The sequence below is a fragment of the Pelomonas lactea genome, assembly GCF_043555885.1.
GTDB lineage: Bacteria > Pseudomonadota > Gammaproteobacteria > Burkholderiales > Burkholderiaceae_C > Pelomonas > Pelomonas lactea.
On sequence record NZ_JBIGHX010000004.1, the window covers coordinates 202,756 to 219,338 of the forward strand.

Consider the following 16,583-nt stretch of genomic DNA (forward strand, 5'->3'; position numbering starts at 1 on the left):
AGGCTGATGAAGGCACCGGGCGGCGTCTGCCACGCCGGCACGATCTGCCTCTGGCAGGCGGCGTGCCCGCCTGCGCGCTACCGGGGCGCGCGCGTCGCCAGCGCGGCCTGCAACGCCGCCAGCAGCTCGGCCGGGGGGCAGGGCTTGCGCAGCACGGTGAACTCGCCGTCGTCCACCAGCGTGTGGCTGAAGCCGGTGATGAGCACCACGGGCAGTGCCGGGCGCTGCTCGCGCAGCCGCCGCGCCAGGCCCACGCCGTCCAGCGCGCCGGGCATGACGCTGTCGCTGAGCACGATGTCGATGCCGGCGCCGGCGTCCAGCAGCCGCAGCGCGGCCTCGGCATGGCCGGCGCGCATGACGCGTGCGCCATGCGTGGCCAGCAGGGCGGCGGTCACGTCGCCCAGCGCCTCCTCGTCCTCCACCAGCAGCACGCTGGCGCCGGCGATGCCCGGCGGCGCGGCCGGCGTGGCGGGCGCCTGCGGGCCGTCGTCGGCCTGGCGGTCCTGCGGCAGCAGCAGCGACACGGTGGTGCCCAGGCCCGGCGTGCTGGCCAGCAGCGCGGTGCCGCCGGCCTGCGTCGCGAAGCCGTACACCTGGCTCAGCCCCAGGCCGCTGCCCTGGCCGATCGGCTTGGTCGTGAAGAAGGGTTCGAACGCGTGCTCGGCCAGCTCGGGCGCCATGCCCACGCCGTCGTCGCCGACGGTCAGCAGCACGTAGTCGCCCGGGGGCAGGTCTAGCCCGTCCCGGTCCTGCGCGGTCGCGCGGGCGGCGCGCAGGCGCAGCTCGCCGCCCGAGGGCATCGCGTCCAGCGCGTTCAAGGCAAGGTTGACGAGGGCCAGGTCCAGCTCGCTGGCGTCCACGCGCACGAGGCCCACGTCGGGCGCCACCTGCACATGCACCTCGATGCGCCGGCCCAGCACGCTGCGCAGCAGCTCCTGCACGTCGGGCAGGTAGCGCGCCAGCGACAGCGGCTGCACACGCACGCCGGGGTGCCGGCCCGAGAACCGCTGCAGGTGCTGCGTCAGCTGGCTGCCCTTGTCCACCGCGCGCTGCGTGGCCGCGAGCGGGCCCTGCAGCTCGGCGCTGGCCGGGTGGCGCATCATCAGGTGCATGCTGTTGCTGATGATGCCCAGCAGGTTGTTGAACTCGTGCGCCACGCCGCCGGTGAGCCGCCCCAGCGCCTCCACGCGCTGGCTCTGCGCGCCGCGCTGCTCCACCAGCCGGGTGCGCTCGACGGCCTGGGCCACGCCGTGCTCCAGCTCCTGGCGTGAGCCCGCCATCGCGCGCCCGGCGCTGGCCAGTGCCTCGGCCACCTGGTCGCACTCCACGATGCCCGTCGGGCTTGCGGGGACCGGCTTGCCGGCCTGCAGCGCCTGAGCGGCCGTCTTCAGCGTGCTGATGGGGAGCTCGATGCGTCGCGCGACCCACAGCGCGCCGGCCAGCGCCAGCGCACCCAGCGTCAGCGCGCCGGCCACCACGCGCAGCACCTCGCGCGGCAGGCGGCCGGTGAGGGCTTCGCGCGGCATGGCGCTGAGGAAGGTCCAGCCCAGTGCCGAGGTGCTGAAGTAGCCCGCCGTGGGCACGCCGTCCAGCGACGTGGACGTGAAGCCGCCCTCGCGGGCCTCGGCCATGCGGGCCAGCAGGTCATCGCGCGCCATGCGGCCGGCATAGGCCGCGCCGCCGGGCTGGCGGGCGACGACGCGGCCGCTGTTGTCCATGACGGTGCCTATCCAGCCTGAGCCCGCCTGGGCCTGCACGATGCGCTGCAGCTCGGATGGCCGCACGGTGACCACGATGTTGTAGCGCAGCTGCCCGTCGCGCCACACGGGCGCCACCCAGGCCGCGTACAGCTCGGGCAGCGGGCCGGCCGACTCGGCCAGCGGCCGCATCGCGGCGGAGGCGCTGAGCTGCGCGGGGCCAGGGGTGTCGGCGGCCATGCCGGCGGCGCTGCGCGGCAGTCGTGTGCTGAGCAGCAGGCGGCCGGGCGCGTGCAGCTCCACCCAGCCGCCCAGGCCCTGCATGGCGCGCCGGGCCTGCTGCTCGAAGGCCAGGCGCCGCTCGGCGTCCGGCGGCGTGGGGCCATCCAGCTCGGTCGACTGCGCCAGCACCTGCGCGATGGTGGCGCGGCGGGACAGCTCGCCGTCCACCAGCAGGGACAGCACCCTGGTCGTGTCGCGCAGATTGCGTTCGTGGGCCTCGCGCTCGGCCTCATAGGTGTTGCCGATCAGCCAGGCCACGCCCAGCATGCCGGGCAGCAGCACGGCCAGCACGAGGAGCAGCAATCGCGAACGGATGGTGACGGGCATGGCTAGGCGCAGGCGTGGCAGACCCGGCGCAGGCAGGCGCAGTGGGCGGGGTGCGAGCGTATCGCGACGAGACATCAGGGGCATCGTGCGTGCCGGCTCCATCATGGGCCCTTAGCCGTAGCGGCGGCGCGCGGCGGCGGAGCGCTGCATCAGCGAACGCAGCGAGGGCGGGCCTTCGTGCTGCTCGCCCTCCAGGAAGCGGCGCAGCAGCCGCAGCCCGCGCACGCGCCGGCACACGCTGCGCAGCGCGATCAGCACCGGCACGGCGATCAGCGCGCCGGCAATGCCCCACAGCCAGCCCCAGAACATCACCGACAGGAACACCGCCACCGGGCTCAGGGCCAGGCGCCGGCCGACGATGAGCGGGCTGACGAGGTTGCTCTCGACGCCGTGGACGAAGGCGAATGCCAGCGCGGGCGACAGGATCTGCGATACGGTGTCGAAGGTGCTGAGGCCTGCCAGCAGCAGCAACCCGGTCACCGCCATGGGGCCGATGTAGGGCACGAAGCAGAACACCGCGGTGACGACGGCCCACATCGTCGGGTTGGGCATCCCCAGCATCCACAGCACGCCGCCCATGATGAGACCCACGGTGCCGTTGACGATGCCCACCATGACCAGCCAGTGGCCGATGTCGCGCTGCGCGGCGCGCAGGCCGCCCAGCAGCAGCGCGCGCTGGCGCCGGCGCGGCACGGCCTCCACGATGCGCCTGAGCACCCAGTGCTGCGAGGCGAGCAGGAAATACAGCAGGATGACCGTGGCCGAGGCCGACACGGCGAACGCCAGGCCGCGCGTCAGCACCAGGCCCGTCAGCGCGACGCCCTCGCTGGCAAGGCGCTCCTTGAGCGGGTCGGTGGCGGGCGCCAGGGCGGCTCGGCCCGTGCGCGGTGCGGGCTGATGCAGGCCGGGGATGGCGTCGCGCAGCTTGTCCAGCTGCTCCAGCAGCTGCGACACCGTCGTCGGCGCCGCTTCCCACCAGGCGGCGGCAGGGCGAGCTAGGCTCATCGCCAGCGGCGCGGTGCTGCCCAGCAGCGCCACCACCAGCAGCAAGGCGCCCAGCATCTCCGGCACGCCGCGGTGCCGCAGCCAGCGCACGGCGGGCGCCAGCGCCAGCGTCAGCAGCACGGCAATCAGCACCGGGGCCAGCAGGGGCCGGGCCTCGCGCACGGTGAAGACGACCGCCAGCACGAACAGCCCGCGCAGCGCCCAGCCGGTTCGCGGGATCGGATGCGAAGCGAGAGGTGAGTCCATCTTGTTCTTCTTCGGCCAGCGGCCGCTCCATGGCCCTCGCAGCGGGCGGGTTGGCTCAGTTGCTGGCGGGCTTGACGATGATGTTGTTCCTGACCTCCTTCACGTCCGGTACCGCGCGGGCGATCTGGCCGGCGCGGTCCTTCTCCGCCTGCGACGTCGCGAAGCCGGCCAGCTGCACGGTGCCCTTCAGTGCCTCCACCTGGATGCGCATGGCGCTGACCTGCGAGTCTTCGGCGAAGCGCGCCTTCACGCGCGTGGCCACGGTGGCGTCGTCGACGTACTGGCCGACGGTGCTCTGGCCGCTGGTGACGGCGCAACCGGTGGTGGCGAGGGCGCCCAACGCAACAAGCGTGGCGACAAGGATCGGCTTCATGGGGAGGCTCCTTCAGCGAGGCAACAGGCTCGCCGCATGCCCGTGGCAATCGGCGTGCCATGCGCCGCCGCGGCGCCCCGCCGCGACCGCGCCGCGGGCCGGGAAAGCTGGCAGCCTTTACCGACTGCCGCGACCAGCGCGATCCCGGATCGGTAAATCCTTCAAGGGCACCTGCTCGATGAGGGCGCCTGCCGCAGGGACGCGGGCGGCAGCGGCCTAGGGGGGCGCGGCGGCACGGAGGTTGCGTGATGAGGCCTCGGGCCGCAACGCGGCCGCGCAGCAACGAGGAGTTCGCACGTGGCATCTCTGGACCTCCGGGTCGACCATCGACAGACCCAGACGCTGTCCCCCCGTCTGCAGCATGCCGTGCGGCTGCTGCAGATGTCGTCGCTGGACTTCGCCGCGATGCTGCGCGACACGCTCGGGCGCAACCCCTTCCTGGAGGTGGACGATGCCGAGGGCGGCGACGTCGTCGAAGGGTCGCAGCCGACGGCGTCGGTGCTGGACGGCGAGACGGTGCCCGGCGCGCTGATGGGCCTGGCTGCCGAGTCCGCGCAGGAGGCGCCGTTGGCACCCGCCGACGTGGACCTCGCACCCGGCGCCACCGACGTGGGGGACGCCATGGACGGCAGCGACCGCGACCTGTGGTCGGCCGACGGCGGCAGCGGGTTGCGCCACGGCGACGGTGGCGAGGCCGACCTGCTGGCGCTGATGGCCGCCGAGGCCACGCTCAACCAGCACCTGCACGCGCAGCTCAACGTGCTGCCGCTGCCCGGGCGGGACCTGCAGCTGGCGCGCGCCATCGTGGAGTCGCTGGACGACGACGGCTACCTACGCACGCCGCTGACCGAACTGCTCGCCGTGGCGGGGCTGGACCCCGCGCCGGACCTGCAGGAGATGCAGATCGCGCTCAAGCGCGTGCAGGCGCTGGAGCCGGCCGGCGTGGGTGCGCGCGACGTGGGCGAATGCCTGCTGCTGCAGCTGCCCGCGATCGCCTGCGACGAGACGCGCGCGCTGGCACGGACCATCGTGCGTGACCACCTGCCCGCGCTGGCCGCGCGTGACACGGCCGCGCTCGCGCGCCACCTGGGCGAGCCGCCCGCCCGCGTGGAGGCCGTCTGCAACCGCATCCGCCGGCTGGACCCGCGGCCGGGCTGGCGTCTGGGTGCGTCGCATGCGCCCTATGTCGTGCCCGACGTCCTCGTGAAGAAGGTGCGTGGCCGGTGGACCGTGCAGCTGAACCCGGCCGTCGTGCCCAAGGTGAGGCTCAACCAGGTCTATGCCAGCCTGTTCCAGCGCCATCGCACGCCGGGCAATGCGGCGCTGGGCGAGCATCTGCAGGAGGCGCGCTGGACACTGCGCAACGTGGAGCAGCGCTTCTCCACGATCCTGGACGTGGCCGAGGCCATCGTGGAGCGGCAGCAGGCCTTTCTGGACTACGGCTCCATGGCGATGAAGCCGCTGGGGCTGAAGGAGATCGCGCAGGCCTGCGGCATCCACGAGAGCACCGTCTCGCGCGTGACCAACAACAAGTACATGGCCACGCCGGCGGGCGTGCTGGAGTTGAAGTACTTCTTCAGCCGCGCGATGACCAGCGCCAACGGCAGTGCCTGCTCGGGCACGGCCATCCGCGAGCTGGTGCGGGACATCATCGAGGCCGAACCGCCGCAGGCGCCGCTGTCTGATGCCGAGATCACCCGCCAGCTTGCGCAGCAGGGCCTGGTGGTGGCGCGGCGCACCGTCACCAAGTACCGGCAGATGCTGAAGATCGACGCGGTGGAGCGCCGCAAGCGCGTCGGCTGAGCCGCGGCGCTGGCGGCGCGTTCAGCGAGGCGAGGCCGGGGCGGCAACGGCCGCCACGCGCCAGACGGTGTTGCCGACGTCGTCGGCCACCAGCAGGCCGTCGTGCCGGTCGAGCGCCACCCCCACCGGGCGGCCGCGGGCCTCGCCGCTGGGGCCGAGGAAGCCCTGCAGCACGTCCACCGGCCGGCCGCGCGGGCGGCCGTCCTCGAAGCCCACGTACACGACCTTGTAGCCCGACGCCGGCTTGCGGTTCCATGAGCCGTGCAGGCCGATGAACACGCCGCCGGGTGCCGCGCCCGGCAGCGCGGCAGGCAGGCGGCTGGCGCCCGCCGCGGCCAGGCCCAGCGCCGCGACGTGGGCGCCCAGCGCATAGTCCGGCGCGATGGCGCGGGCGACGAGATCCGGCCGCGGTGGCTTCACGCGCGGGTCCACATGGCCGCCGTACCAGCTGTAGGGCCAGCCGTAGAAGGCGCCGTCGTGCACCGAGGTCAGATAGTCGGGCACCAGGTCGCTGCCCAGTTCGTCACGCTCGTTGGCCACGGTCCACAGCACGCTGGGCGTGGTGGCGCCCGGCGCGGGCAGCCAGGCCATGCCGTTGGGGTTGCGCAGCCCGGTGGCGAACAGCCGCTTGGCGCCGCTGGCCAGCGCGATCTCCCAGATCGCCGCGCGGCCTTCCTCGGCCGGCATGCCGTGCTCGGCGGCGTTGCTGTTGGAGCCCACGGTGGCGTACAGCCGCCGCCCGTCGGGGCTGGCGATGAGGCTCTTGGTCCAGTGGTGGTTGCGCGGGCCGGCGGGCAGGTCGACGAGCTTGCGGCCCGGCCCCTGCAGCTGCGTCTGGCCGTCCTTGTAGCTGAACTCCAGCACCGCGTCGGTGTTGGCGACGAAGAACCGCTCGCCCACCAGCGCCATGCCGAACGGCGAGTTCAGGCCTTGCGCGAACACCTCGCGCACATCGGCGCGGCCGTCGCCATCGGTGTCACGCAGCAGCGTGATGCGGTTGGCGCTCGGCACGCCGGCGCCGGCGCGCTTCATGAATTGCGCCTGCACCCAGGCCTTGATGCCCCGGCCATCCTCCGGCCGCGGCGGCGCATTGCTCTCGGCCACCAGCACGTCGCCGTTGGGCAGCACATGCAGCCAGCGCGGATGGTCCAGCCCGCTGGCAAAGGGCTGCACCTGCAGCCCCGCCGCGGGCGTGGGGCCTTCGCCGCGCTGCCAGGCACGGGCCGGCGCGACGTTGACAGTGGGCAGCGCGGTCTGCACCGGCTCCACAAGCGTGGGACTGGGGCCGACGTCGGCGCCGTCGTGCAGCCGCGTGCTTTCGCCGCAGCCAGTGAGGGCGGCCGCGATCGCGAGGGCCGTGAAGCGGGGCAGGGTGGTCATGCAGGCATTTGGGCAAGCAGCGTGCCCGGCAGCGGCGGGGATGGCGCGGCGGTGCGGCCCGCCTTTCTGGTTGTGTGCGCCGGGGGGGAAGCACGCGGCGCCGACTCGCGTCGGGCCGCGGGCCGTTCGCGGTCAGTGGAAGAAGAGGTAGACCAGCAGCAGCACGATGCCGGGGACGCCCAGCAGCCAGGCGAGGAAGTATTTGCCCATGATGTTCTCCGTGAGGTTGGGGTGTGCAGAGCATGGGCGGCTTCGGTGCCACCGCGGGGCGGACGGGGCCTGCGGCGTGCGTAGGACGGGGCCATCGCCGCGGTGCCGTAGGACTGCGCCCACCGGCGGACGGGGCGGCTGCCGGCCCCGCGCCCGCGCGGCGCCACCTACGCTGGAGTCAGCCCCTTAGGCATCCCGCCTCAAGGGCCAACGCAAGGAGTCATGCAATGAACACCGACCAGATCAAGGGCACCGCCAAGGACATCGCCGGCAAGGCGCAGCGCAAGGTGGGCGAAGCCATCGGCAGCACCGAGCAGCAGGTCAAGGGCGCCGTGAAGCAGGCCGAGGGCAAGGCCCAGAAGGCCGTGGGCGATGCCAAGGAAGCGTTCAAGGACACGCACGCCACGACGCGCAAGATCTGACGCCACTGCAGGCAGGGCCGCCGGCGCAGCCAGCGCCGGCGGCCTTTTCTTTGAATCGAGGAGATCCCCATGAATGCACTCTTCTTCACCCCGCGCCGTGCCGGCGTCGCGCTGCTGGCGGCCGCGTCCTTGCTGGCCGCGGGCTGCTCGTCCATGAGCGAACGTGAGCGCGGCACCGCGCAGGGCGCCGGCATCGGCGCCGTGGCCGGCGCCGTCATCGGCTCGGCCACCGGTGGCAGCGCCGGCCGCAGCGCCGCCATCGGTGGCGTCGTCGGTGCGGTGGCGGGCAACCTGTGGTCCAAGCGCATGGAAGACAAGCGCGAGGCGCTGGCTCGCGCCAGCCAGGGCACCGGCGTGGAGGTGGCGCGCACCGACGACAACCGCCTCAAGCTGAACGTGCCCAGCGACGTGTCCTTCGACACCGGCCGGGCCGACATCAAGCCGCAGATGCGCCCGGTACTGGACGAGATCGGCCGCAACCTGGACCCCAATGTGCGCGTGACGGTGGTGGGCCACACCGACAGCACCGGCAGCGACCAGATCAACGACCCGCTGTCGCGCGAGCGCGCGCTGGCCGTGCGTGACTACCTGGGCGCGCGCGGCGTGTCGTCGGCGCGCGTCAGCGTGGCGGGGCGCGGCTCGCACGAGCCGGTGGCCAGCAACGACACGGAAGCCGGCCGCGCAGCCAACCGCCGCGTCGAGATCTTCCTGTCGGAGCCCGGCTCGGCGGGCTGACGCCGCCTCAGTCGGGGAAGCGCACGCGCACGCAAAGGCCTTGCTCGCCAGGGCCCGCCGTCAGCTGGACGGTGGCGCCGTGGCGATCGGCCACGGCGCGGACGATGGACAGCCCCAGACCGCTGCCGCTCTGGGCCGTCGTGTCGGCACGGAAGAAGCGGTCGAACACGCGCGCGCGCAGCGCTGGCGCGATGCCCGGGCCCTGGTCCTGCACCTCCAGCAGCGCGCCGCCGTCGGGGTGGGCCAGCAGCCGCAGCGTCACGCTGCCACCCTGCGGGCCGTACTTGAGCGCGTTGTCGATGAGGTTGTCCAGCAGCGACGTCAGGCCTTGCGCCTCGCCCAGCACCGTGACGTCCTGCGGCGCATCCAGCGCCAGCTCGGCCTCGCGGCGCGCGGCCAGGCCGGCGAAGGCCGCCAGCCGGTCCTGCGCCAGCGAGCGCAGCGACAGCCGCTGCGGGCCGGTGGGCGAGGGCGGTGCGTCGGCCCGCATCAACGCCAGCAGCTGGGCGACCACGTGGGACGCGCGCTCGCCGCTGCGCAGCGTGCCGTCCAGCAGCAGGCGCTGCGCCGGATCGGCGGCCAGGGTCGGTGAGGCCCGCAGCGCCTCGACGTTGACGCGCATCGCGGCCAGCGGCGTGCGCAGTTCATGGGCCGCGTCGGCGATGAACTCGCGCTCGCGCCGGGCGCCCGCGCGCACGCGGGCCAGCAGCGCGTCCAGGCTGTCCACCAGCGGGCGCAGTTCGCGGTGGCGCGACCGGAACGCCAGCGGCTGCAGGTCCTGCGGGCCGCGCGTCGCGATTTCGGCGGCCAGCCGCCGCCACGGCCGCAGCGCCAGCCGCAGCGACAGCCAGGCCGGCAGCGCCAGGAAAGGCAGGCTGATGAGCAGGGGCAGCACCAGGAAACCGTGCGAGCCCAGCGGGATCAGCACGTTGATGGCCTCGCCGGGCTTGGCCAGCGTGACGCTGATGCCGGTGTCGGGCGAGGCCAGCGTGCGCGCTCGCCACAGCCGGCCGCCGGCGCTGACCTTCTCGATGTCGCCGGCGGTGCGCGTGGCGATGTCCTGCGGCAGCCCCGGCGACGCGTAAAGCAGCTGCCCGTCGCGGCGTCGCACCAGCAGGTTCAGCCGCAGGTTGGGCTCGCTCTCCAGCCCCTCGGTGATGCGCTGGAAGCGGTCGATCTGCGTGAGCACGGCGGCCTGCGCGTCGGGGCGGTCGGCGAGCTGGTCGGCGGCCGTGAGGATCATCGCGAAGCGCGGGTCCAGCGCCAGCTCCGACTGGTCGTGCTGCGATTGGTAGACGAAATACACCACCATCGCGCACCACAGCAGCACGAGCATCAGCAGCTGCGCGAGCAGCAGGCGACCGCGCAGCGAGGGCTGGAGCAGCCGGCGTATGGCGTCCATGTCAGGCGCCGGGCCGACCGCGGTCGGGCATGTCGATGATGTAGCCCACGCCGCGCACGTTGCGCACGAAACCGTCGCCGATCTTGCGGCGCAGGTTGGACATGTGCACATCCAGCACGTTGCTGTCCGCGGCGACGGGCCCGGGCAGCACCTGCTCCTCCAGCACATGGCGCGTGACGATGCGACCGGCGCGCTTGAGCAGCGCCGCCAGCAGCTCATACTCGGTGCGCGACAGCTCCACGTTGCGGCCCTGCGCGGTGACGCGGCGCGTCGGCTCGTGCAGGCTGAGGCCGCGCACGCTGATCGTGTCGCCATCGAAGCCATAGCTGCGCCGCGCCAGCGCCCGCACGCGCGACAGCAGCTCGGCCAGCTCGAAGGGCTTGACGAGGTAGTCGTCGGCGCCGCCGTCCAGCCCGCGCAGGCGGTCCTCCAGCGCGTCGCGCGCGGTCAGGATGAGGACCGGCAGCGTCTGGCGCTCGCGACGCAGCTCCTGCAGCAGTGCCAGGCCGTCGCCGTCGGGCAGGTTGAGGTCCAGCAGCACCAGGTCGCAGCGGCCCTGGGCGAGCACGTCTTGCGCGTCCGTCAGGCGCCGCACCCAGACGACGTCCAGCTGCTGGCCGGCCAGCGCCAGGCGAACGCCGTTGCCCAGGTCCAGGTCATCCTCGACGAGCAGGATCTTCATGCCGGCGACCTGCCGGCGGGAGAGAGGGAGGGCATGGGAACGGAGGAAAGCCGCAACGGCCCGCACTGTGCCCGCTGTAGCTTCAGGGTGACTAAAGAAGCTGCGGCGGCCTGCGCCGGCCGGTGAGTGCACGTTGCATCTGCGGCGCAACGGTAAGGCGTATGTGCAGCCGGTTAACGACGGGCGGCCTGCTCACAACTCGGTACGTCTGCGCCGCAGCGATGCCTAGAGTCGCAGCTTTTATTCCTCCAGGAGTCCATCGATGTCGAGGCTTTCCCCCCTGATCGTCGCCAGCAGCGTGTTGTTGCTGAGCGCCTGCGCCACCAAGGATTTCGTCAAGGAGACCGTCGCGCCAGTCCAGGCCGGCGTCGACGGGCTCGGCAGCCGCGTGCAGGCCCATGACGACGGCCTCAAGGCGCTGGACGGGCGGCTCAAGGGCAGCGAGGCGCGCATCCAGGCGCTGCAGCAGGAAGCCGCGGCGCGCGCCCAGGCCGCCAACAACCTGCCCGCGCCGCCCGGCCTGCTGATGAGCACGCTGTTGACGGATGACAAGATCAAGTTCACCTCGGGCCATGCCGAACTCACCGAGCAGGCCGGCCGCGAACTCGATCAACTCGTCGCCAAGCTCAAGGCCGACAACCAGCCGGTGTTCGTCGAGATCCAGGGTCACACCGACGCAACCGGCAGCGATGCGCTCAACCAGCAGCTGGGCCTGAAGCGGGCCGAGGCGGTGCGCCTGTACCTGTCGCGCGCCGGCCTGCCGCTGGCGCGCATGGCGACCATCAGCTACGGTGAATCGGCACCGCTGGCCGACAACAACACGCGCGAAGGCCGCAGCACCAACCGGCGCGTCCAGCTGATCGTGATGCGCTGAGCGCACCCCTGAAACGACAAAGCCCAGCGGAGACCGCTGGGCTTTGTTCTTGTGAATTTGGTGCCGGCAAGAGGAGTCGAACCCCCGACCTTCGCATTACGAATGCGCTGCTCTACCAACTGAGCTATGCCGGCCAGGACTCACAGGCTGTCTGCCTGCGCGTCAAGCCCGCCATTATAGCGGGAAATTTCAGCTTGTCTCGCGATGGTAGGCCGCGATGCGTTCGACCTCGTTTTTCGACCCCAGCGCCACCGCCACGCGCTCGTGCAGCTTGGTGGGGTTCAGGTCCATGATGCGGTCCCGGCCGTTGACGGCCGCGCCGCCCGCCTGCTCGATCAGGAAGGCCATCGGGTTGGCCTCGTACATCAGGCGCAGCTTGCCGGGCTTGTCGGGCTCGCGCTGGTCCCAGGGGTAGAGGAACACGCCGCCGCGGGTCAGGATGCGGTGCACGTCGGCCACCATGCTGGCCACCCAGCGCATGTTGAAGTCCTTGCCTCGGGGGCCGGTCGAGCCGGCCAGGCATTCGTCGATGTAGCGCGTCACCGGCGGCGCCCAGTGGCGCATGTTGGACATGTTGATCGCGAATTCCTTGGTGTCCTCGGGAATGCGCACCTCGTCCTGCGTCAGCACCCAGGAGCCGGTCTCGCGGTCCAGCGTGAACATCGCGACGCCGTCGCCCACGGTCAGCACCAGCATGCTCTGCGGGCCGTAGACGCAGTAGCCCGCGGCGGCCTGCTGCTTGCCGGGCTGCAGGAAGTCCTCCTCCGACACGCCGCGCGAATGCCCCACCTTGCGCAGCACGCTGAAGATGGTGCCGATGGAGACGTTGACGTCGATGTTGCTGGAGCCGTCCAGGGGATCGAACAGCAACAGGTACTCGCCCTGCGGGTAGCGGTTGGGCACCACGTAGATGCTGTCCATCTCCTCGCTGGCCATGGCGGCGAGGTGGCCGCCCCATTCATTGGCCTCGATGAGCACCTCGTTGGCGATGATGTCCAGCTTCTTCTGGACTTCGCCCTGCACGTTCTCGCTGCCGGCGGAGCCGAGCACGCCGCCGAGCGCGCCCTTGTTGACGGCGATGGCGATGCGCTTGCAGGCGCGCGCGACGACCTCGATCAGCAGCCGCAGTTCCTGCGGGATGTGGCCGTGCTCGCGCTGCTGCTCGATGAGGTATTGGGTGAGACTGGTCTGTCGTGACATGGGAGGCTGCTTAGTTTCCGGATGCGAGGGCCCGCTCGACGATCTCACGGACGTCGGTGGACAGATCGGGTTTGGCCGCCACGCGCGCCACGGCTTCGCGGGCGGCACTGCGGTAGGGCTCGGCCAGCACCGACCAGCGGTCCATCGCGCGGGCGATGCGGCTGGCCAGCTGCGGGTTGATGGCGTCCACGGCCAGCACCTGTTCCGCCCAGAACACATAGCCTGCCGCGTCGGCGCGGTGGAAGGCGGCCGGGTTGAACATGCACAGGCTGGCGAGCAGGCTGCGCGCGCGGTTGGGGTTCTTCAGCGTGAAGTCGGCATGCTTGGTCAGCGTCTTGGCGCGAGCGAACACGCGGCCGTCGCTCTCCGGCGCGCGGGCCTGCAGCGCGAACCACTTGTCGATGACCAGCGCGTCGTCCTTGAACAGCGCGTGGAAGCGCTCCAGCGCGGGCTGGGCCAGCTCGGCGCCGGCATTGACCAGCGCGGCCAGCGCGCCGAGGCGGTCCGTCATGTTGGACGCGTCCTTGAAGCGCTGGTAGGCCTTGCCGGGCCACACGGTGTCGCCGGTGGCCTGGGCGTCCAGCACCAGCATGGACAGCGCCAGGTTGGCCAGGGCGCGCTTGCCGCTGGAGACCGGGTCGGGCGTGTAACCGCCGGCGATCTGGTTGGCCTCGAAGGCGGCCGTCCAGTCGTCGCGCAACGCGCTGGCGAGCTGGCGCTGCGCGGCCATGACGGCGGCGTGGATAGCCTGCGGGTCGACGACGTCCAGCTGTTCGGCGATGTAGCTCTCGCCCGGCAGCGTCAGTGCCAGCTCCTTGAAGGCGGCGTCCAGCTCGGGGTGGTTCAGCACGCCGCGCATGGCCTCGATGAAGGCATTGCTCAGCACCAGCGGCTGGCCGGCGCGCAGTGCGGCGAGGATGCGGTTCAGTGCCAGCCGCTGGCCGGCCTCCCAGCGGTTGAACGCGTCGCTGTCGTGGCGCATCAGCACCAGCAGCGCGGCGTCGCTGAGGCCGTCGTCCAGCACCACCGGCGCCGAGAAGCCACGCAGCAGCGACGGCACCGGCTCGGCGTCGATGTTCTCGAAGACGAAGGTCTGCTCGGCCTGGTCCAGCACCAGCACGGTCTCGGTGTCGCCGGCGGCGTTCAGTGCCAGCGCGGCGCCGTGGCGGTCCAGCAGGCCCATGACGACGGGGATGACCTGCGGAAGCTTGGTCGGCTGGCCCGGCGTGGCGGGCGTGTGCTGGGTTAGGCGCAGCGTGTAGGTGCGGGTGGCGGCGTCGTGCTCGCCGTGCGCCTTCACGCGCGGCGTGCCGGCCTGGGAGTACCAGCGCTTGAAGGTGTCCAGCCGCGTGGCGAGCGCCGAGCCGGGGTTGGCGTCGGCGATGGCCTGCGCGAAGTCGTCGCAGGTCACGGCCTGGCCGTCGTGGCGCTCGAAGTACAGCTTCATGCCGGCCTCGAAGCCCTTGCGGCCGACCAGCGTCTGGTACATGCGGACGACTTCCGAGCCCTTCTCGTAGACGGTGGCGGTGTAGAAGTTGTTGATCTCGCTGTAGCTGTCCGGGCGCACCGGATGGGCCATGGCGCCGCTGTCCTCGGGGAACTGCAGCGCGCGCAGCTGGCGCACGTCCTGGATGCGGCAGACGGCGCGGGCGGAGCTGCTGCCGGCCATGTCCATGCTGAATTCCTGGTCGCGGAAGACGGTCAGGCCCTCCTTGAGCGACAGCTGGAACCAGTCGCGGCAGGTCACGCGGTTGCCGGTCCAGTTGTGGAAGTACTCGTGCGCGACGATGGACTCGATGCGCGCGAAGTCGGCGTCGGTCGCGGTGGCGGGCGAGGCGAGCAGGGCAGCCGTGTTGAAGATGTTCAGGCCCTTGTTCTCCATCGCGCCCATGTTGAAGTCGGACACGCCGACCACCATGAAGCGCTCCAGGTCCAGCGGCAGGCCGAAGCGGGCCTCGTCCCAGACGATGGAGGCGATGAGGCTGTTCATCGCGTGCTCGGTCTTCTCCAGGTCGCCCCGGCGCACGTAGACCTGCAGCAGGTGGTCCTTGCCGGCGCGGGTGCGCACGCGCTGCTCGCGGGCGACGAGGTCGCCCGCGACGACGGCGAACAGGTAGCTGGGCTTGGGGAAGGGGTCGTGCCAGACGGCGAAGTGGCGGCCCTTGTTGCCGGGTTCTTCCAGCGTGCCGCTGTCCACCAGGTTGCCGTTGGACAGCAGCACCGGGTACTTCGTCGCATCGGCGCGCAGCGTGACCGTGTAGACGGCCATCACGTCCGGGCGGTCCAGGAAGTAGGTGATGCGGCGGAAGCCCTCGGCCTCGCACTGCGTGAAGAAGCTGCCGCCCGAGGTGTACAGGCCGGAGAGCGCGGTGTTCTTCTCGGGGCAGATCGTGTTGCGGATCTCCAGCGCGAAGTCTTCGTCGGGCGGGTTGTCGATGACCAGTTCATGGCCTTCCTGGCGGAAGGACACGCCGGCGCCATTGATGAGGGCGCGCAGCAGGTTCAGTTCCTCGCCGTGCAGGCGCAGCGGGCCGTGCGGCACGGCACGGTTGCGCTCCACCTGCATCTTGCTCGTGACGATGGTCTTGGCGGGGTCGAGGTCGAAGCTCAGGTCGACCTTGCGGATCCAGAACGCCGGTTGCTGGTAGTCCAGGCGTTGGATCAGGGGAGCGGTGCCTTCACGCATGAGGGGCTTCCTTGGGGAATCGAAAGAAAGAGGGCCGCAAGCGCGGCCCGGGTGGCATCAGATGCCTTGCTTGAGCGACTCGGTGATGAACTGGTCGAGATCGCCGTCCAGCACCTTCTGCGTCGCCGAGGTTTCGTAGTTGGTGCGCAGGTCCTTGATGCGGCTCTGGTCCAGCACGTAGGAGCGGATCTGGTGACCCCAGCCGACGTCGGTCTTGGTGTCTTCCAGCTTCTGCTGTTCTTCCATGCGCTTCTTCATCTCATGGTCGTACAGGCGCGAGCGCAGGCGGCGCCAGGCGACGTCGCGGTTGCTGTGCTGGCTGCGGCCGTCCTGGCATTGCACGACGATGCCGGTCGGGATGTGCGTCAGGCGCACCGCCGAGTCGGTCTTGTTGATGTGCTGGCCGCCGGCGCCGCTGGCGCGGAAGGTGTCGGTGCGCACATCGGCCGGGTTGATGTCGATCTCGATGGAGTCGTCGACTTCCGGGTACACGAACAGCGACGCGAACGAGGTGTGGCGGCCGCCGGACGAGTCGAACGGGCTCTTGCGCACCAGGCGGTGCACGCCGGTCTCGGTGCGCAGCAGGCCGAAGGCGTACTCGCCTTCCACCTTGATGGTGGCGCTCTTGATGCCGGCCACGTCGCCCGGCGTCTCGTCTTCCATCGTGGCCTTGAAGCCCTTGCGCTCGCAGTACTTCAGGTACTGGCGCAGCAGCATGCCGGCCCAGTCGCAGGCCTCGGTGCCGCCGGCGCCGGCCTGGATGTCGATGAAGCAGTTGCTCGGGTCGGCCGGGTTGTTGAACATGCGGCGGAACTCGAGTTCCTCGACCTTGGCCTGTAGCGTGGCCGCATCGGCCTCAATGGCCAGCATGCCGGCCTCGTCGCCTTCTTCCTTGCTCATCTCGAAGAGCTCGGCGTTGTCGGCCAGCGAGGTGGTCAGGTGCGTGATCGTGTCGACCACGGTCTCCAGCGTCCGCTTCTCCTTGCCGAGCTCCTGGGCCCGCTTGGGATCGTTCCAGACGTTGGGGTTCTCGAGGGCGGCGTTGACTTCGTTCAGTCGCAGTGCTTTGCGATCGAAGTCAAAGATACCCCCTTAGCGCGTCGGTGCGCGCTGAGAGGTCGGCCAGGGAATTGCCGATTTGGTTGATGTGTTCGATGTCCATGACGGGCACAGCGGTGCAGTTCGGGAAAGGCCGTGATTTTTGCATGGGGCGTAGCAGGCACACTGCAGGCCGCCGGGGTCGGCTGCCGAGGGCGGCG

General features: G+C 71.3%; 13 protein-coding genes and 1 tRNA gene. 4 read left to right on the plus strand and 10 right to left on the minus strand.

Annotated elements, in window-relative coordinates:
* Positions 1–77: 77 nt before the first annotated feature.
* From ACG04Q_RS13585 to ACG04Q_RS13595, 3 genes are all read right to left on the minus strand, one after another.
* Entirely contained in the window at positions 78–2,306 is a 2,229-nt protein-coding gene (locus tag ACG04Q_RS13585) for an ATP-binding protein (protein ID WP_394511473.1), read from the minus strand.
* Positions 2,307–2,417: 111 nt separating this feature from the next.
* Positions 2,418–3,557 carry an AI-2E family transporter gene (locus ACG04Q_RS13590; protein WP_394511474.1) on the minus strand — a complete coding sequence of 380 codons (1,140 nt, stop codon included), beginning with the start codon at positions 3,555–3,557 and terminating at the stop codon, positions 2,418–2,420.
* Positions 3,558–3,612: 55 nt separating this feature from the next.
* Positions 3,613–3,930 carry a BON domain-containing protein gene (locus ACG04Q_RS13595; protein WP_394511475.1) on the minus strand — a complete coding sequence of 106 codons (318 nt, stop codon included), beginning with the start codon at positions 3,928–3,930 and terminating at the stop codon, positions 3,613–3,615.
* A gap of 297 nt (positions 3,931–4,227) precedes the next feature.
* On the opposite strand from ACG04Q_RS13595, the gene rpoN reads away from it, so the two are divergent.
* Positions 4,228–5,733, plus strand: a complete 1,506-nt coding sequence (gene rpoN, locus ACG04Q_RS13600) for an RNA polymerase factor sigma-54 (RefSeq protein ID WP_394511476.1) — start codon at positions 4,228–4,230, stop codon at positions 5,731–5,733.
* Positions 5,734–5,754: 21 nt separating this feature from the next.
* On the opposite strand, the gene ACG04Q_RS13605 is transcribed toward rpoN, so the two are convergent.
* Entirely contained in the window at positions 5,755–7,113 is a 1,359-nt protein-coding gene (locus tag ACG04Q_RS13605; RefSeq protein ID WP_394511477.1) for a PQQ-dependent sugar dehydrogenase, read from the minus strand.
* 437 nt (positions 7,114–7,550) lie between these two features.
* On the opposite strand from ACG04Q_RS13605, the gene ACG04Q_RS13610 reads away from it, so the two are divergent.
* Both ACG04Q_RS13610 and ACG04Q_RS13615 read left to right on the plus strand, forming a co-directional pair.
* Positions 7,551–7,745, plus strand: a complete 195-nt coding sequence (locus tag ACG04Q_RS13610; RefSeq protein ID WP_394511478.1) for a CsbD family protein — start codon at positions 7,551–7,553, stop codon at positions 7,743–7,745.
* A gap of 69 nt (positions 7,746–7,814) precedes the next feature.
* On the plus strand, positions 7,815–8,480 hold the full coding sequence (locus ACG04Q_RS13615) for a YiaD family glycine zipper/OmpA-like lipoprotein (RefSeq protein WP_394511479.1): 666 nt from the start codon (positions 7,815–7,817) through the stop codon (positions 8,478–8,480).
* A 7-nt stretch (positions 8,481–8,487) separates the two neighbouring features.
* Here the strand turns inward: ACG04Q_RS13615 and ACG04Q_RS13620 are convergent, their stop codons facing one another.
* Together ACG04Q_RS13620 and ACG04Q_RS13625 are read right to left on the minus strand one after the other, a co-directional pair.
* A complete protein-coding gene (locus ACG04Q_RS13620) occupies positions 8,488–9,882 on the minus strand; it encodes an ATP-binding protein (protein WP_394511480.1) in 1,395 nt (464 codons plus the stop codon).
* A 1-nt stretch (position 9,883) separates the two neighbouring features.
* The gene (locus ACG04Q_RS13625) at positions 9,884–10,564 is read right to left on the minus strand and encodes a response regulator (protein ID WP_394511481.1); all 681 of its coding nucleotides are present in this window, start codon (positions 10,562–10,564) and stop codon (positions 9,884–9,886) included.
* A gap of 262 nt (positions 10,565–10,826) precedes the next feature.
* Here ACG04Q_RS13625 and ACG04Q_RS13630 point away from each other — a divergent pair, with 262 nt between their 5' ends.
* Entirely contained in the window at positions 10,827–11,438 is a 612-nt protein-coding gene (locus ACG04Q_RS13630) for an OmpA family protein (protein ID WP_394511482.1), read from the plus strand.
* Positions 11,439–11,496: 58 nt separating this feature from the next.
* On the opposite strand, the gene ACG04Q_RS13635 is transcribed toward ACG04Q_RS13630, so the two are convergent.
* The 4 genes from ACG04Q_RS13635 to prfB form a co-directional block, all read right to left on the minus strand.
* Positions 11,497–11,572 (minus strand) — tRNA-Thr (locus tag ACG04Q_RS13635).
* Between the two features lie 55 nt (positions 11,573–11,627).
* On the minus strand, positions 11,628–12,638 hold the full coding sequence (locus tag ACG04Q_RS13640; protein WP_394511483.1) for a class 1 fructose-bisphosphatase: 1,011 nt from the start codon (positions 12,636–12,638) through the stop codon (positions 11,628–11,630).
* 10 nt (positions 12,639–12,648) lie between these two features.
* On the minus strand, positions 12,649–15,324 hold the full coding sequence (pepN, locus tag ACG04Q_RS13645) for an aminopeptidase N (RefSeq protein WP_394511484.1): 2,676 nt from the start codon (positions 15,322–15,324) through the stop codon (positions 12,649–12,651).
* Between the two features lie 57 nt (positions 15,325–15,381).
* Positions 15,382–16,486, minus strand: a protein-coding gene (prfB, locus tag ACG04Q_RS13650) for a peptide chain release factor 2 (RefSeq protein ID WP_394511485.1) whose coding sequence is annotated in 2 segments (ribosomal slippage) — positions 15,382–16,404 and positions 16,406–16,486 — 1,104 coding nt in all. Because the reading frame shifts where the segments join, the coding sequence is not laid out codon by codon here.
* Positions 16,487–16,583: the final 97 nt, after the last annotated feature.

Bases quoted from the DNA above. Each gene is read 5' to 3' on its own strand.
- ACG04Q_RS13585 (WP_394511473.1), bottom strand. From the start codon at position 2,306: ATGCCCGTCACCATCCGTTCGCGATTGCTGCTCCTCGTGCTGGCCGTG.
- ACG04Q_RS13590 (WP_394511474.1), bottom strand. From the start codon at position 3,557: ATGGACTCACCTCTCGCTTCGCATCCGATCCCGCGAACCGGCTGGGCG.
- ACG04Q_RS13595 (WP_394511475.1), bottom strand. From the start codon at position 3,930: ATGAAGCCGATCCTTGTCGCCACGCTTGTTGCGTTGGGCGCCCTCGCC.
- ACG04Q_RS13605 (WP_394511477.1), bottom strand. From the start codon at position 7,113: ATGACCACCCTGCCCCGCTTCACGGCCCTCGCGATCGCGGCCGCCCTC.
- ACG04Q_RS13610 (WP_394511478.1), top strand. From the start codon at position 7,551: ATGAACACCGACCAGATCAAGGGCACCGCCAAGGACATCGCCGGCAAG.
- ACG04Q_RS13615 (WP_394511479.1), top strand. From the start codon at position 7,815: ATGAATGCACTCTTCTTCACCCCGCGCCGTGCCGGCGTCGCGCTGCTG.
- ACG04Q_RS13620 (WP_394511480.1), bottom strand. From the start codon at position 9,882: ATGGACGCCATACGCCGGCTGCTCCAGCCCTCGCTGCGCGGTCGCCTG.
- ACG04Q_RS13625 (WP_394511481.1), bottom strand. From the start codon at position 10,564: ATGAAGATCCTGCTCGTCGAGGATGACCTGGACCTGGGCAACGGCGTT.
- ACG04Q_RS13630 (WP_394511482.1), top strand. From the start codon at position 10,827: ATGTCGAGGCTTTCCCCCCTGATCGTCGCCAGCAGCGTGTTGTTGCTG.
- ACG04Q_RS13640 (WP_394511483.1), bottom strand. From the start codon at position 12,638: ATGTCACGACAGACCAGTCTCACCCAATACCTCATCGAGCAGCAGCGC.
- pepN (WP_394511484.1), bottom strand. From the start codon at position 15,324: ATGCGTGAAGGCACCGCTCCCCTGATCCAACGCCTGGACTACCAGCAA.